The sequence below is a fragment of the Actinomycetota bacterium genome, assembly GCA_040755895.1.
Taxonomy (GTDB): domain Bacteria; phylum Actinomycetota; class Aquicultoria; order Subteraquimicrobiales; family Subteraquimicrobiaceae; genus Subteraquimicrobium.
This window is the reverse complement of the sequence record JBFMAG010000104.1, coordinates 1-16508: the sequence shown is the minus strand read 5'-3', so window position 1 is coordinate 16508 and position 16508 is coordinate 1. Positions and strand designations below refer to the sequence as shown.

The 16508-nt window shown below is 47.2% G+C and carries 13 protein-coding genes and 2 pseudogenes; all 15 read right to left on the bottom strand.

Features of this window, described 5'->3' with window-relative positions:
* A partial coding sequence (locus AB1466_04980) for a hypothetical protein (protein ID MEW6189446.1) occupies positions 1-1072 on the bottom strand: 1072 nt, incomplete at its 3' end.
* Positions 1069-1938 carry a formyltransferase family protein gene (locus AB1466_04975; GenBank protein ID MEW6189445.1) on the bottom strand — a complete coding sequence of 290 codons (870 nt, stop codon included), beginning with the start codon at positions 1936-1938 and terminating at the stop codon, positions 1069-1071. The genes AB1466_04975 and AB1466_04980, both read right to left, overlap by 4 nt.
* A gap of 72 nt (positions 1939-2010) precedes the next feature.
* On the bottom strand, positions 2011-2205 hold the full coding sequence (locus tag AB1466_04970) for a four helix bundle protein (protein ID MEW6189444.1): 195 nt from the start codon (positions 2203-2205) through the stop codon (positions 2011-2013).
* Between the two features lie 17 nt (positions 2206-2222).
* A complete protein-coding gene (locus tag AB1466_04965) occupies positions 2223-3212 on the bottom strand; it encodes a carbohydrate kinase family protein (GenBank protein ID MEW6189443.1) in 990 nt (329 codons plus the stop codon).
* Positions 3209-4684, bottom strand: coding sequence for an amidophosphoribosyltransferase (purF, locus tag AB1466_04960; GenBank protein ID MEW6189442.1), 1476 nt, complete (start codon positions 4682-4684; stop codon positions 3209-3211). The genes AB1466_04965 and purF overlap by 4 nt, the downstream gene beginning before the upstream one ends.
* Positions 4666-6441: pseudogene (gene purL / locus AB1466_04955) on the bottom strand (phosphoribosylformylglycinamidine synthase subunit PurL). Before purL ends, purF begins: the two are co-directional and overlap by 19 nt.
* A gap of 12 nt (positions 6442-6453) precedes the next feature.
* A pseudogene (locus tag AB1466_04950) lies at positions 6454-8334 on the bottom strand (AIR synthase related protein).
* 57 nt (positions 8335-8391) lie between these two features.
* The gene (purQ, locus tag AB1466_04945) at positions 8392-9099 is read right to left on the bottom strand and encodes a phosphoribosylformylglycinamidine synthase subunit PurQ (GenBank protein MEW6189441.1); all 708 of its coding nucleotides are present in this window, start codon (positions 9097-9099) and stop codon (positions 8392-8394) included.
* Positions 9100-9409: 310 nt separating this feature from the next.
* Complete coding sequence (purS, locus tag AB1466_04940) at positions 9410-9655, bottom strand: phosphoribosylformylglycinamidine synthase subunit PurS (protein MEW6189440.1); 246 nt, start codon at positions 9653-9655, stop codon at positions 9410-9412.
* 10 nt (positions 9656-9665) lie between these two features.
* A complete protein-coding gene (gene purC, locus AB1466_04935) occupies positions 9666-10388 on the bottom strand; it encodes a phosphoribosylaminoimidazolesuccinocarboxamide synthase (protein ID MEW6189439.1) in 723 nt (240 codons plus the stop codon).
* A 323-nt stretch (positions 10389-10711) separates the two neighbouring features.
* Complete coding sequence (purB, locus tag AB1466_04930; protein MEW6189438.1) at positions 10712-12007, bottom strand: adenylosuccinate lyase; 1296 nt, start codon at positions 12005-12007, stop codon at positions 10712-10714.
* A 7-nt stretch (positions 12008-12014) separates the two neighbouring features.
* A complete protein-coding gene (gene purE, locus AB1466_04925; protein MEW6189437.1) occupies positions 12015-12488 on the bottom strand; it encodes a 5-(carboxyamino)imidazole ribonucleotide mutase in 474 nt (157 codons plus the stop codon).
* A 22-nt stretch (positions 12489-12510) separates the two neighbouring features.
* Positions 12511-13794, bottom strand: coding sequence for a phosphoribosylamine--glycine ligase (gene purD, locus AB1466_04920; protein MEW6189436.1), 1284 nt, complete (start codon positions 13792-13794; stop codon positions 12511-12513).
* A gap of 167 nt (positions 13795-13961) precedes the next feature.
* On the bottom strand, positions 13962-15233 hold the full coding sequence (locus AB1466_04915) for an adenylosuccinate synthase (protein MEW6189435.1): 1272 nt from the start codon (positions 15231-15233) through the stop codon (positions 13962-13964).
* An 81-nt stretch (positions 15234-15314) separates the two neighbouring features.
* Positions 15315-16508 (bottom strand): FAD-dependent protein (locus tag AB1466_04910; protein ID MEW6189434.1); only part of this gene is annotated, 1194 nt, incomplete at its 5' end.

Genomic DNA, 16508 nt, shown 5'->3' with positions numbered 1-16508 from the left:
CTCCCCTTAATCTCTTTCGGAAGGTCTCACTTTCCTTGATTAGCTCATTTCTGTTGGAATCGGTTATGGTCTCCACCCTGGGGAGGGTTCTTGGATAGAGTGAAATTAACTCATCCATCAGGAAATAATCTATACCGGATTGTCGGATGGCAGAATGGCTCCAATTCCTCGCCAGCCAAAGGGTTTTCCCTTTTCCCCCCTTCGAGAAGACACAGGTCAAGATCGCAATGACGATGACATGACTCGATATGCACGCGATCTCCGCAGCTTTTAGGGAATACCTATTCCCGTTGAAAGATATTGCCAGACCACCATTTCCCCTCACTAAGTCAAGAGCTTCAACATCCGTGATGCTATCACCCACGTATATCACTTCACTTAAGGAGTTGCCCGTCTTTGTCAAACTGTCCAAAACGGCTTGAGCTTTCTCCCATCCACCAATGGGATTGATCTCTTCTAATAGCCGCCCACATTTCATCGAAGCAATTTCCCTCCAAAATATATCATCCAATCTGGCGATGATCTTTTGGGGTTCGAGGGGCAAATCCCGCAAACGTCGCCTGCCTGTCCGGCAGGTAGGTAACTCCAGGGGAGGCATGGCTATGATTTCTTCTGCAAGCTCTTTAAGTCTTTTGGTCTCCCATTCTTCAATTTCATATCCATCTATATCCAATTTTGTGCAATAGACGTCCTCTAAGGAAAAATCGAGAAGACGGCATAAAGCTCGTATATAGGGCTCGTAACTGGTGCTGACGATGAAAATGGGCATCCTTTGACGAATGAACTGCAAACTTTCTTTCGCTCCGGAAACCAGAGAGAGATTTGCCTCAGAGTACCTTTCAATCTTAAGATTCGTGGCACCATAGGCCTTCAGGAACGGCAATATCAATCGGAGGGTGTCCCCGGCTTTGTATTTCTCTCTTTTGGCGATATCCGCCAGATAATCGTCGTATCCACTCACTTGCGAGAAAAACTTCATCCCGTGGGGGATAAAATGACAGGTTAGCTCGAGAGCATTGTCATTCAGAGAGATGGGTCCCTCGCAATCGGTGTTTAATTGACATTTAATCAATTCAGCTCACCCGTCGACCATTCTTCAAGATGGGCGTTTATTTCCCGACTTAAGTTGAAACCCGTGGTCAAAACCTTACCATCTACAATGACCGATCTCACTTCTCCTTCAGATCCACGGGGGATCTTGATCTCTCCTTTCGCAAATCGCTGAATGGTGTGGAAAATCAGGGGTAGTTCCCTAATGACCTGATTCTTGCGTATCTCCTTAAAAAGCGAGTTTTCCTCCCCTTCTTCTCGAATGATTTGAGAGAGGGTTTTTATCTCTAGCTTCTCATCCAAATTCTTCCACAGTTCATCGAAGGACCCGCCTCTGATGGGAAATGTGCAATAGGTGATGGGAGTACCCTTATCCAATTCCTCGGTGACCAAATGGATCATGATTCCGGTTCTACGTTGTCGCGCTTCAATCAACTTCCAGATAACTTCCTGCCACGCACCGGTGGGACCCCCGGGGGCAGCGGGGTGAAGGTTAATCATAGGATATCTTCTACACATTCCCCCACTTACAATGAGCATATACCCGGCCAAAACGATGAGGTCGGGATCATATCCCCCCAATAGTCTGATGACCTCCCGATGATATCGATCTCTCCACTCCTCAAGAACGATGGGGTCTCTCTTGCCTTTTCCCCGTAGATCCGGCTCAAATTTTTTGGAGGAAAGGCAAATCAGGGGAATACCGAGGCTTTTCACCAGCTCAAAGAATTTGTCGCTCTCCTCCGCTTCACCCTCTTCTCTGTCACTGAAGACGAAGATGATTTGAGCTTTAATGGCACCTTCCTTTATGCTCGAATGAATTGTGGTTAAAAGATCCCGAGCGGCCTTATCTCGACCCGTGGAGAACCAGCCAATTTTATAAGCCACCGCCATGACCCCCACTGCAATATATGCTTCGATAAAATTTGCCTCTTAGACCCGATTTTTTATCCATCACTCTTAGTCAATTGAAATGAAAAATTCAAAGTGAAAAAAGTTGGCAAAATCTTTCTTAGAGCTAGCAGCTTGGGCTTCTATGTAATTGGCCCCGATACTTGTTCCACTCCTTAAAAGTTGATTTCCGATTATCTGTGCACTGGGACTTCTAGGAAGCTCGTCCAGAAAATCAATTAGCTGCAGAGTAAAACGATAAATTTTTCGTTTTTAATTCCTTAATTCTCTGAGGGCTGACTCAAACTCCTTAAAACCTGGGTTAAGAACAGCTTATCGGGGTATTTCCCCCTCCCATATCCCGTTATGCTCAGAGCTGCAGCTTTGGTGGCAATCATGGCACACTCATATAATGGTCGCTCCAAAAGTAGACCAGCTAAAAATCCTGCAGCATAAACATCCCCGGCTCCCGTCTTGTCCATTACTTCAACCCTTTCGGCTGGAATGCTGAATTCCTGCGTTTGGGATAAAATATGGGATCCTCGCTCGCCGAGTTTGCAAACTACGATGGAGCATCCCATGTTCAACAACTCCCTGGCACCCGTGGAAAAATCCTTGCCGGTCAAAAGCTCAATTTCTCTATCGGTGATGAAGATCACAAAACTTCTCTTTATAATGGGGAGTATTTCCCTTAAGTTCCGCTTGGCATAGATTTCGCCCGGATCAAAGGTGATCTTCACATCAGGGAAGATCTCTTCGGCAATCCTTCTCTGCGCCATGAGGGGTAAGTCACCGATGAAAGAAGTCATGTGCAAAAATTGTGTATTGTTGATGTAATCCAAATCGATTTCATCGAAGGTTAAGGTATCATTACAATTCGGAAGGATTAAGGTCGATCTATCCTTGAATTCATCGAGTACGGAAAGGCAGATGCCGCTGCGTTCATCCTTCAGGATTCTACTTGTATCCACACCCATCATGCTGCGGATTAAAAAATCGCCTTCGCTATCCTCACCCACCTTTCCCACAAAACCCGTGGAGAAACCCATTCTGGATAGTGCCACGACGGTATTTGCGGCCTGACCGCCTCCACTTTTACCTCGCAATTTTCCCACACTTTGTAAAAGGCGCTTGGCGGATTCGAACTCCTCCAAATCAGTGAAAATCTCAGCACCTGACCGAAACTTTATGCTCCCTTTGCCCAGTTCGAAGCCAGCCACCTCATAGATGAAATCGACATTCAAAGCCCCGAGGCCTATGACGTCTTTCATTCCACAACCGATGGTTCCCTCTCCAACATGAACTTGGTGATCTTTAAATCCTTGGGGATTCTTATGGGATAAACTCCATCAAAGCAAGCGAGACAAAAATCCTCGTAGGGTCGCCTTGTGGAGGCGACTAAAGCCTCTATGCTCAGATAATGAAGGCTATCCGCTCCGATGAACTCCCTTATCTCCTCCACACTTTTGGTGGAGGCGATGAGCTCCGAGCGATTTGCAGTGTCAATGCCATAAAAGCAGGGATATTTAATGGGTGGAGAACTTATTCTCATGTGCACTTCCGTTGCACCAGCTTCCTTCAAAAGTCGAACGATCTTTTTAGTGGTATTACCCCGAACAATGGAGTCATCCACCACAACTAGACGCTTCCCTTTGATGACCTCCCGTAAGGGATTGAGCTTGAGCCGAATTCCCATCTGACGCATTCTTTGACTGGGTTCGATAAAAGTTCTCCCAATATACCTATTTTTGATTAGCCCTTCGCCAAAGGGTATCCCCGATTCCTCAGCGAATCCCACCGCCGCAGATGTACCAGTATCGGGGACGCCGATGACCAAATCTGCATCGGCGGGTGCTTCCTCCGCTAACCCTATTCCCATGGACTTTCGAGCATAGTAAAGATTCCTGCCATAGAGAGAACTATCTGGACGGGCAAAGTAAATGAATTCAAAGATACACAGGGAGGGCTTGGCCAGAAGCATGGCTCGTTCAATGTGGATCCCATCCTCATTTATCACCACCATTTCTCCGGGTTCGATATCTCTCAGATACTTCGCTCCCACGATATCGAGGCCACAGGTTTCCGAAGAGATCACAAAATACCTTCCCAATTTCCCTATACACAGGGGACGAATCCCATAGGGATCACGGATGGCAACGAGCTTATCCTCGGTCAAAATGACGACGGAATAGGCGCCCCGAAGGAGTTTCATGGTCCTTCTGATGGCTTCACCGATCCCCAGATGGGCATATTTAGCCACCAATGCCGCAATTACCTCGCTGTCGCTTGTGGATTGGAGTCGGATACCTTTCCTGAGAAGCATCTCCCGGAGCTGTTGTGTATTGATGAGATTGCCGTTGTGGGCAATGGCCAGAGTTCCTTTAAGATACGGCTTCTCGATGGGCTGAGCGTTTTCTAAACGTGTCGAGCCCATGGTTGAGTAGCGGACGTGTCCCACGGCGATATGCCCTTTGAGGGAAGCCAGACTTTGCTCATAGAAAACCTGCGGTACGAGTCCCATATTCTTGAAGATGGAGATCGAAGAACCATCAGCAACCGCTATTCCCGCGCTCTCTTGCCCGCGATGTTGGAGACCATGGAGACCGAAATAGGTGAGCCGGGCTACATCCTCTCCTGGTGCATAAATTCCGAAGACACCACAAGCCTCATTTCTCTCAGAATTCAGAAGATAGGATTGACCCGTGACTCTTGACCCATGACCATTTACAATTTGACTAGGCATCCCAGTGCTTCTTGCCACCTTCTCGCTAAATCGCCCACCTGCAAATTAATTTTATCACCGATGACCAAGGCACTTCCACCTACCCGCCCTAGAATGATCACCGGGACTCTAAACTCTCTGGCTAATTTCTCTAATTTGGGTAAGTTTTCCTCCCTAAGGGAAACAATAATTCTTGATTGCGACTCACTGAATAATGAGATGGGAGATGGGAGATGGGAGATGGGAGATATTGGATTATCCTGTATTCTGTATTCTGTATTCTGTATTCTGAGTATTGCGCCAAGACCTCCAGCGATGCAACACTCAGCTAGAGCAACGGCGAGTCCTCCTTCGGAACAATCGTGAGCTGAGAGGATCAATTCCTCTTGAATTGCCTTCAAGCAAAGTCTTTGGACACCGATTTCCCTTTCCATATCCAGAGTGGGAGGAGAGCCAGCGATTAGATTGTGAACCACCTTTAAATATTCGCTTCCACCCAATTCGGGCAAGGTTATTCCCAAAAGGGCGATGACGCTGTCTTCCTCCTTAAAACCCAAGGTGCAGCGATGCGAGATGTCCTCGAGGATTCCTACCATTCCAACGGTGGGCGTTGGGTAGATGGCTTCTCCAAAGGATTCATTGTAGAAGCTTACATTTCCGCTGACCACGGGTATCCCAAGCTCTCTACAGGCTTCGCTTAAACCCCGAACGGTTTCCCTAAATTGCCAGAAAATCTCGGGTTTTTCGGGACTACCAAAATTTAAGCAGTCGCTGACGGCCAAAGGCTTGGCTCCCGAGCAAACCAGATTTCGTGCGGCTTCAGCTACGGCAATTTTTGCTCCAACGAAGGGATCCAAATAGCAATAGCGTCCATTACAATCTACGGTCAAGGCGAGACCCTTATTGGTTCCCTTGATCCGCAAAACGGAGGCATCCGAGCCGGGCAAAACAACCGTATTTACCTGGACCATGTGATCGTATTGCTCGTAAATCCATTTACGGCTGCAAATATTCGGCGAAGAGAGAATATCCAAAAGAACCTCATTGAAATCGAAAGGGACCTTCAACTTGGTAAGGTCATATTTTTGAAGTTCGTCAACATAAGATGGCTTTTCAGCTTGAGCATAATAGATGGGGGCATCGTGAGCTAAGGATCTTGCGGGCATCTCACCAACCACAGTCTTCCCCTCAAAAATCCTTAAGATACCTGTATCTGTGACCTTGCCGACCACAGTAGCATCAAGACCCCATTTGTGGCAGATATCGATCGCTTCTCTCACATTTTCAGGAGTCACGATGGTCAGCATTCTTTCCTGAGACTCCGAAATCATCACCTCCCAAGGCTTCATGCCCCTTTCCCTGCGTGGAACCTTCAAAACGTCCACGTCCATACCCGTCTTCGCTCTGCTTGCAGTCTCGCATGTTGCACAGGTAAGACCAGCTCCACCAAGGTCTTGCAAGCCCACCAGAAGCCTTTTCTCCACAAGCTCAAGACAGGCTTCAATGAGGAGTTTCTCGGTGAAGGGGTCACCCACCTGGACGCATGGACGTTTTTCTTCGGCTTCTTCGCCAAATTCGCGAGATGCGAGGGTGCTCACCCCACCAATGCCATCCCGACCCGTTTTTGACCCTATGAGAATAACGAGGTTCCCAGCTCCCTCAGCCATCCCTCTGACTAGCCCTTCGCGCTCGGCAAGTCCCACACACATCACATTGACCAGGGGATTTTCTTCATAAGCGTCTTCGAAGTGGACCTCACCTCCCACCGTGGGTACTCCAACGCAGTTATGGGTGATGATTCCACCCGTGGTAACAAAAAGATGAGTATTCTCAACTTCGATATCGTAAACGAACTGCTCATCTTCTACCTCTTCTATTTTTCTGACCTTTACTGTGGACAATCCATTTCGGATTTTGTGCCCAGGAAAACTGAAGGTCATTCCATTATGCTCATTTAGAGCCTTTGCGATTCTTTGGTTTACTTCTGAAGAAAACCATTCTTTGACCTTGCTAATTGAGGAATAATCCTGTATTTCGAGACAGAAGCCTTGGCGAGCATTGACAGCCCTACCCTGAATATGAGAACAAGGCTTGGCTTTGTACAAGTAAGGGGTGATACCAAAATCTTGTAAAAGCAAAATTACTTGCTGATAGAGTTTCTCGCTCGCTGTACCGAACGTGATTTTTACTCTGCTTCCAAGATAGGATGGAAATCTTACCGATGCATCTCCTCTGAAAAGTCCTTTTAAGAGTTCTTCGCGAATCTCTTTACTTTGTTTTAAAAGCGCGTCCGGGATGCTCTTACTGTGGGCATAATCCCCACAGCCAAGCACGCTTTTTATTAACCATGCTAAAATCCATGACGATAAATAAATGGCGATAGTGCTCTTCCTATGGTAGACTGAAAATCTGATGTGGTATTTCCTCAAAATGTTGCAAACATCTTGCACATACTCTTTTTCTCTTTTGCCAAAAACCCAGACGATCTTGAAAGTGCTTCCATTCTTTGAAATGCAACCCCCGGAAAGATAATAGCCAATCAACCTAGCAAAATCGTTATCAATTTCGAAAACTGCGGGAACGTAATTGGTCTTCCCACCACGGAGATAAAGCTTTAAATCCTTTCTAGAAAATCCAAGAGCTTTTTCCAGTTTTAAAAATATCTCAAGGGGCATGGCTCCCTTTTTTAAATACTTATGTCTCTGCGCCACACCTTTTATTGCCCTTCTAGCCTCCCGACGAAGATATTTGTCTACCATGATTTTCTCCGGCAACTTCACAAAAATCCTACGGATCTGAAGGATAGACTTGTCACAGTCAGCAAGGAGAGAAACCAAATCGATGACATGTTTCGCATGCTCAGTTGGAAAAGAATTGACAATTGGCAATTCATCACCCACATTTACCTCAGCAGCCTTAATCGTACGAAGCTCACCGGATCGAAAAACCAGAGTTGGATGATCAGGCGTAATTTTAAGAGTTCTACCCATAGTTGTGGAAATCTTAAGGAACCGATCAGAAAAACTTTTAAAAATCCTTGTCACTCTCTGCCAACATACTCTTCCACTGATCGGGTCATAGGACAAAACCTTGAATTGGCGATCGGGTGTGGTTGTCCCAAAATTACCCTTAGGGACAAATTGTTCGAGGTATTCACCGATTCTCACGTGCTTGAGCTCACCGCAATTCTCTACAACTAACCATTCATCACCAGTTAAACAATTGCCGTAAGCGCTTATTCCAGCGACGACCTGCTCAAGAAGATACTTAACCTTTGATTTTCGAAGGGAACCGAAACGAAGGGAATCCAAAAGGGCAATGGGCCTCGCTCCCATGGCCAAGATGTCGCGGATTATGCCACCCACACCAGTCGCCGCACCTTGAAAGGGTTCGATAGCACTGGGGTGATTGTGTGATTCTACTTTAAAGACAACGGCTAGACCATCGCCTATATCGATAACCCCGGCATTTTCACCGGGACCTTGCAGGACATGAGGGGCTTGAGTGGGGAGGATGGTCAGAACGGGTTTAGAGTGCTTATAGGCACAGTGCTCCGACCATATCACCGAATACATGGCGAGTTCCAAAAAGTTCGGCTTTCGCCCCAAGATATCGACTATGCGGTCGTACTCCTCCCTTTTTAATCCAAGTTCCCTGTAAACCTCAGACATTTAATCAACCCTCGAAAACAATTTATCAGTTTGCCCATTAAATTGCGAATTTTTGAATTATGACCCACCGATAATACCCTTTAAACTTTTGATTATGGACTCAAAAATCATCCTGCCGTCCTCAGATCCCAAAAGCGGTTCCACAGCCCTTTCCGGATGGGGCATGAGTCCAAAGATGTTACCGTCTTTGTTACATATCCCAGCGATATTACCCAGAGCACCGTTGGGATTTGCCTCTTCGGTAACTCGACCCTCCTGATCACAATATCTTAAAATTATTTGACCGCCGTCTTCGAGTTCCAATAGGGTTTTCTGGTCTACAAAGTAATTGCCATCGTAGTGGGCAATGGGAAGCTTGAGTACATCCCCGGTCTTTGTGGCACATGTCCATGGGGTACGATCGTTCTCCACCCTAACATTCACATATTTGCAAATGAATTTGAGGGTTTTGTTACGAAGCATTGCCCCGGGCAAAAGACCCGCCTCTAAAAGAATTTGAAATCCGTTGCAAATGCCCAAAACCAATCCACCACGCTGGGCGGCGTATCTCTCAACGGCTTTCATCACCGGAGAGAAGCGGGCGATCGCTCCGGTCCGAAGATAATCCCCATAGGAGAAACCACCGGGTAGGATAATACAGTCAAAATTCGGGAGATCCTCATCTCCATGCCAAATGTAGTCCACATCCGCCCCCATCACCCGGCAAGCATGGTAGCAATCCTGATCACAGTTAGAGCCCGGAAAAACCACAACTCCAAATTTCACTTAAGTCCCCCATTTGAATTTTAACATTTACCTTGGACTATTAACGAGTCAGTTTATTCTAGACATTAGGTTTACATCTAGACATTTAAGGGAGGGATAAGTGTTAAGAAAGTGTCGGAGCCTCGCCCATGAAAACTTCTTAAGCATACACACAGTTCTGTAGCGAGGCGAGACCCGAGCGACCCCGAAGGACTCGTTTCACTCGCGCGACAGCGTTCTTCGGGGTGTTTTCGGAGTACTTCACCCCGACCATAGTGTTAACCCATCTTGCTAATAATACAATTTACCTCCTCATCCGAGGTCTTTTGCCTTATTTCTCAATCTCAAAAGAATAATTCTCGATAACCGGATTGGCGAGGAGCTTTCGACACATCTCTTCAACCTGTTGGGGAATCTCATCTTCTTCGACATCGCTCATGCAAAGCTCGATGAACTTGCCGATGCGAACATCTTCTACATTTTGAAATCCCATAGATTTTAAAGCCTTCGCTACCGTCGTCCCCTGAGGATCCAAAATTCCCGGTTTTAAGGTTACATACACTCTTACTTTAGGCATTTGCTCCCCTCTAACCTTTAATCCTCCTCAAGACTTCTTGATAGGCCCGTTCAACTCCCCCCAAATCCCTTCGGAATCGGTCCTTATCCAAAATTTCTCCTGTCCTTTTATCCCAAAGCCGGCAGGTATCAGGGGATATTTCATCGGCCAAAATTAATTCATCATCCTTGAGGCCAAACTCCAATTTGAAATCCACGAGTTCAAGACCTCTTTCAGCCAGAAAGTCCTTGAGGATTTCATTGACCTTCAGCGACGTTTCTTTCATTCTCCTCAGCAATTTTGAATCGACGAGTCCCAACTCGCAGATATGGTCAGCGTTTAAAAGAGGATCGCCCAATTCATCGCTCTTGTAGTAGAACTCGACGATGGGTTTTTTTAGGATCCTCCCTTCCTCATAACCCAATCTTTTAGCAAGACTTCCAGCGGCGACATTTCTCACTATGATCTCGAGGGGAATCATCTTAAGACGATAGGCTAAGATTTCGTTCTCGGAAAGGATTTTTTTGTCCTGCATATCCGAAGGAAAGTGGGTTTTTATCCCCTCTTCCTCGAGGAGCCTAAAGAGGATCGAGGAAATCTGAGCATTGGCAGAGCCCTTGCCAAAAATTTTCCCTCTCTTTTTGCCGTCGAAGGCCGTTGCATCATCCTTAAAGTGCTGGATGATCAGCTCAGGCTCATCGGTCTCGTAAAGTATCTTGGCTTTCCCTTCGTAAACTTTCCCTAATTTCCTCACAACTCCCCCATTATCGCTCCATTTTAAATTGGAAGTTATACCCTGGACATAATTTCAGAAAGTAGTTTGACAACCTTAATCCCAAATCCTAAATTCGAAATCCTAAATTCTAAACAAATCCAAATTCTCAAATGTCCAAATTTTCAAAACTGTTTTGACCATTTGGATTTTGGTCATTCGTGCTTATTTGGGATTTAGATATTGGGATTTAGGATTTATCTTTACTCGTATTTCATTTCGTTTTGACCTTTGAATTTGGACCTTTGATATTGTTTAGTGCTTAGTATCTTGAGATTAGAATTTAAACCTAGAACCTCCGATGATTAAAGGGTTTCCAATCTCTTGAAGATAGTATCAATATTCCGTAAATAATATCGTAAGTCGAAACAGTCCTCGATTTCCCCAGGAGAAAGGTACTTGGTTATCTCGGTGTTCTTGAGGAGCAGGTCTTTGAAATTTTCCTTATCCTGCCAGGCCCTCATGGCGTTGGTTTGCACCAATCGGTAAGCCTCTTCCCGAGAAAGACCCTTTTCCACCAGTCTTAAGAGCACTCTCTGGGAAAAGATGATTCCCCCGGTTTTCTCCAAATTCTTCCTCATATTTTCGGGATAGACGATTAAGCCCTCCATGACTTTAGTGAATTTATTGAGCATGTAATCCAAAAGAAGAGTGCTATCCGGGATGATCACCCGCTCCACCGAGGAATGAGAGATATCCCGCTCATGCCACAAGGGAATATTCTCCAAAGCACTGAAGGCATTTGCCCGAACGACCCGCGCCAAACCCGATATGCGCTCGCAGATGATGGGATTTCGCTTATGGGGCATTGCCGATGAACCTTTCTGCCCTTTGACGAAGGGTTCTTCGACCTCCAAAATATCGCTCCTCTGAAGATTCCGAATCTCGGTGGCGAATTTATCCAGGGAGGAAGCTATTATTCCCAGAGTGGTTAAAAATTCAGCGTGCCTATCCCTCTGTAAAATCTGGGTTGATATCTGAGCTGGTCTTAAACCCAATTTATTGCAAACGTACTCTTCAACATAGGGATCGACATTGGCGTAAGTACCCACGGTCCCCGATATCTTCCCATACCTGATGGTCTCCCGAGCGCTCTTGAGGCGGCGGAGATTTCTCTTCATTTCAAAGATCCATAGAGCCAATTTAAAACCAAAGGTGATGGGCTCGGCATGGATTCCATGGGTACGTCCGATCATCACCGTATCCTTGTGTTCGATGGCTCGGCGCTTGAGCACATCCATGAGTTTTTGTATATCCTCAATCAAAATACCCGCGGCCTCCACCATTTGAAGGGCAAGACCCGTATCGAGGATATCCGAAGAGGTCATCCCATAGTGGATAAATCGGGAAGCCGGGCCGACGTGCTCCGCTACATTCGTTAAGAAGGCGATGACATCGTGGCGAGTTTCCCTCTCAATGTCATCTATCCGTTCCGGGTCGAATCTCGCCTTAGCTTTGATCTCCCTCAAAGCCGCTTCGGGAATCTTGCCCAGTTTCGCCTGAGCTTCGCAGGCAAGTATCTCTATCTCCAGCCACTTTTGATATTTATTTTTGACATTCCAAACGGCTTTCATGCGTGGCAGGCAATAGCGATCTATCATGTATCTTCTACTTCCCCTCCCCGTATTGGGCCGCCAGATCACCTTTGAATTCCCTCAATTTTTTTCGAACATCGGGGTACCTGAGAGCCAGAATTTGAGCCGCAAGAATTGCCGCATTCTTTGCGCCTCCGATGGTCACCGTAGCCACGGGTATCCCATCGGGCATCTGAACTGTGGAGAGAAGTGAGTCCAAGCCACCAAGATCCTTCGAGCTCAAGGGTACCCCAATCACGGGTAGTGTGGTGTGGGAGGCGATAACCCCGGCTAAGTGAGCAGCTTTCCCCGCACCTGCGATGATTACCTCCAGTCCCTTCTCCTCAGCCGTTGAAGCATAATCACAGACGAGCTTTGGAGCCCGATGAGCCGATAGGATCCTCTCCTCATAGGGAATACCGAACTTCCTTAAGATGGACTTCGCTTCATCCATCACGGGTTTATCGGTGGCACTCCCCATAACTATTCCTACCAGTGGCTTTGCCATAATTATTCTTCCTTTCTTAGCCTTATAATCTCCCTTCTTCTTGCGTGGCTCGCAGAGCGATATCTCTTCTATAATGCATTCCTTCAAAGTGAATTTTTCCCACGGCTTCATAGGCGCGTTTTCTCGCTTCCTCAAAGGAGGAGCCAACTGCACTCACATTGAGAACCCTACCACCTGCGGTCACCGGCTTTCCATCCTCGAGGGTGGTGCCGGCGTGGAAAATTTGGACTCCTGGAACCTCGGATGCTTCCTTCAACCCGGTGATTTCAAACCCCCTTCTATAATCCTCAGGGTAGCCTCCGGAGGCAATGACCACGGTAACACACCTGCCGGGTAGCCATTGGAGCTTGTATCCTGAAAGATTGCCCTCCGTCACGGCGAGCATGATTTCAACGAGATCGCTTTCCAAAAGAGGAAGGATCGCCTGGCTTTCGGGGTCTCCAAATCGGCAGTTAAATTCCAAAACCTTCGGTCCTTCGGAGGTAAGGATGAGACCTCCATAAAGGACACCTCTGTACTCCAAACCCTCTTTAAATAAACCGGCGATTGCTGGTTCGAGGATTCCGGTGATAATTTCCTCATAGATTTCTTTGGTGATGATGGAAACGGGCGAGTAAGAGCCCATTCCACCAGTATTGGGACCCCTATCTCCGTCAAAGACCCGCTTATAATCCTGAGCGGGAATCATGGGAAGCACGGTGCGACCATCGGTAAAGGCAAAAACCGAAACCTCCTCTCCTTCAAGATACTCCTCTATGATAACCTTCTTCCCCGCGGAACCGAATTTAGCGTGAATGAAGCAATCCCGAAGGGCACCGATGGCTGCCTCCTGATCGAAGACGACGGTTACGCCTTTACCTCCCGCAAGCCCATCGGCTTTTACGGCAAAGGGAGAATTATGGCGTTTGACATAGGCAACCGCCTCTTCGTAACCGGTGAAGACCACCCCATCACCCGTGGGGATGCCATATTTCTTCATGATGGCCTTGGCAAAACTCTTGCTCCCCTCGATTAAAGCGGCTTGCTTGCGGGGACCGAAAATGCGAAGACCTCTCGCCTCAAAAACATCGGTGATACCCCCCACTAGAGGGACTTCGGGACCCACAACGGTAAGATCAATTTTCTTCGCTTGAGCGAAACCAGCAAGAGCATCATTATCATGGATGTCGAAATTTACACAGTGGGCCAATTCCGATATTCCAGCATTCCCGGGGACGCAATAGATTTCATCAACGAGAGGGCTCTTGCTTATCTTCCACACGAGGGAATGCTCTCGCCCGCCTCCACCTATGACGAATACCCTCACCGAATTAATCCTCCATTAGTTTGGCAAATTTCCCAGATAGCTATTTTTATCTGCACAAATACTTATCTCCAGGGTAAATGCAAAATGTAAAACTAATTTTGGATTGTAATTTTTGAGACTTAACTTGGACTATAATACACTTAACTAGCAAACTTAAAATTTTGCCATCAGGGTATGATGGTTTGATCCCGCCTGGGGCCGACCGAGATCATCTCGATTGGCACACCCGCCAACTCTTTTATCCTTGAGATATATCGCTTTGCAGCCGGGGGCAGATTCTCATACCACTTTATATCAGAGATATCCCGCTGCCAGCCTTCAAGTTCTTCATAAATCGGTATACACTTGTGAAAAATTGTCTGATGAGGTGGAAAACGGGGATAGAATTTCCCCTCATATTCGTAGCCTACGCAAATCTTTAGGGTCTTAAAAGTGGAGAGTACATCGAGTTTTGTCAGGGCTATGCCGTTTATTCCATTGACCAAGACGGCATACTTAAGAAGAACGGCGTCAAACCAGCCACAGCGACGAGGGCGCCCTGTGGTCGTCCCATACTCCACGCCAATTTGACGCATTTTCTCCCCTGTTTCATCGCCTTGCTCCGTGGGGAAGGGACCCGATCCCACACGGGTGACGTAGGCTTTGGCCACACCAATCACCTTATCGATCTTGGGTGGTCCCACCCCTGCTCCCACACATGCTCCGCCGGCAACGGGGGAAGAAGAGGTAACAAAGGGATACGTCCCATGATCGAGATCGAGCAAGGTGCCCTGAGCGCCTTCGAATAGAACATTTCTCCCTTCGTCCAAGGCTTGATTTATCATCAATGAGGTATCCGTAATATAGGGTTCCAACCGCTTTGCGTAGTACATATAATCGGAGATGATCTTCTCTTCATCCAGCGGCTCAAGCTCGTATATCTTCGTTAAGATGGCATTCTTTATTTCCAAAGCCTGCTTTAGCTTCTTGCGAAAGATCTTCATATCCAAGAGATCCTGCACCCTGATTCCAATGCGAGCGGCTTTATCGGCATATGTGGGTCCGATGCCCTTTCGAGTGGTGCCGATCTTCGCCTTACCCAACTGAAGCTCAACCGCCCTATCCAATACCAGATGATAGGGCATGATAAGATGGGCATTACCGCTCACGAAGAGTTTTTTAGTACTTACCCCCCTGGCTTCGAGGCCATCTATTTCCTCGATGAGAACCTTGGGATTGACCACGACTCCATCGGCGATAACTGAGGTTATGTGGGAATAAAGTATCCCTGAGGGAATTAAATGGAATTTGAACTCGTGGTCGGTTTCAACGACGGTATGCCCCGCATTATCCCCACCATTATAGCGGACCACCATATGCATATCGTCAGCGAGAAAGTCAGTTACCTTCCCTTTTCCTTCATCGCCCCACTGCGTCCCGATGAGCACAATTCCTGGCACCCTAACACCCCCACAAAAGTGATTCCAGAGATTCAAGTGATGGAGTGATTCAAATTTAACTTCCTCACATGAATCACTTCTTCACTTCCTCACTTTATTCAGTATGGATCGGGCGGCTATTATTCCCGAAGCAGAGGATTGAACGAGACCACGGGTGATCCCCGCTCCATCTCCTATGGCATAAAAATTCTTTATCTCCGTCTCCAGAGTGGATTTTAGCTTAACTCTCGAGGAGTAAAACTTCACCTCTACTCCATAGAGTAGAGTATTTTTCGAGTTTACACCAGGTACCACCCTATCTAAGACCTCTATCATCTCCAAGATATCCGCCAAGCACCTATAGGGCAAAACGAAGCTTAAATCTCCCGGTGTAGCCTCACTGAGGGTGGGTTTCACGGTACTTTTGCGGATGCGGCTCTCCGTCGATCTCCGCCCGGCCTGAAGATCTCCCAATCGCTGAATGATTATCCCTTCTCCCAAGAGATTGGCGAGGCGGGCAATGTATTTACCATAGGCGATTGGTTCATGAAAGGGCTCCGTAAACGTCGTGGAGACCAACAAGGCGAAATTGGTGTTCTCCGTTCTCGCATCTCGATAGGAGTGACCATTAACGGTGATCACATCCCCATAGGTCTCCCTGGAAACCACACCATGTGGGCAGGCGCAAAAGAGACGTACTTGATCTTCAAAGGATCTGGAATAGTAGATCAGTTTTGGTTCGTAGAGCTCTTTAGTGAGAGGCTCCATGACCGCAGCGGGCACCTCCAGTCTTACGCCCAAATCCACGGCATTCGCCTGAAGGGTAAGCTTCAAACGTTGCGCTTCACAGGTCAGCCACTCCGCACCCTCGCGACCGGGGGCGACGATGACATATTTTGCCCATATTTTCTGGCCCTTATCCGTTTCAACCCCTACTGCAGTGCGATCTTCGGTGAGGATATATTTTACATTGGTGTTTGCCTTGACCTCGACCTTTCCATCGAAATATTCTCGTATATTGCGAAGGACCTTACCGCAAATATCCGTTCCCAGATGTCGAATCCGCGTAGGGACCAGGATTAAATCCGCCGAGACCGCTTTGCGTTTCAACCTCCTCAAGATCCTCTCATCGGCCTCGTATGATTCCTTTGGTGCCCCAAAATCCAAATAGATTTGATCAACATAATCGATTAAATCGCTCAACTCCTGGCGAGGGATATATTGATTGAGCCATCCGCCAATTTCGGTGGAGAGGTTGAGCTTTCCATCGCTGAAGGCACCCGCTCCTCCCCAACC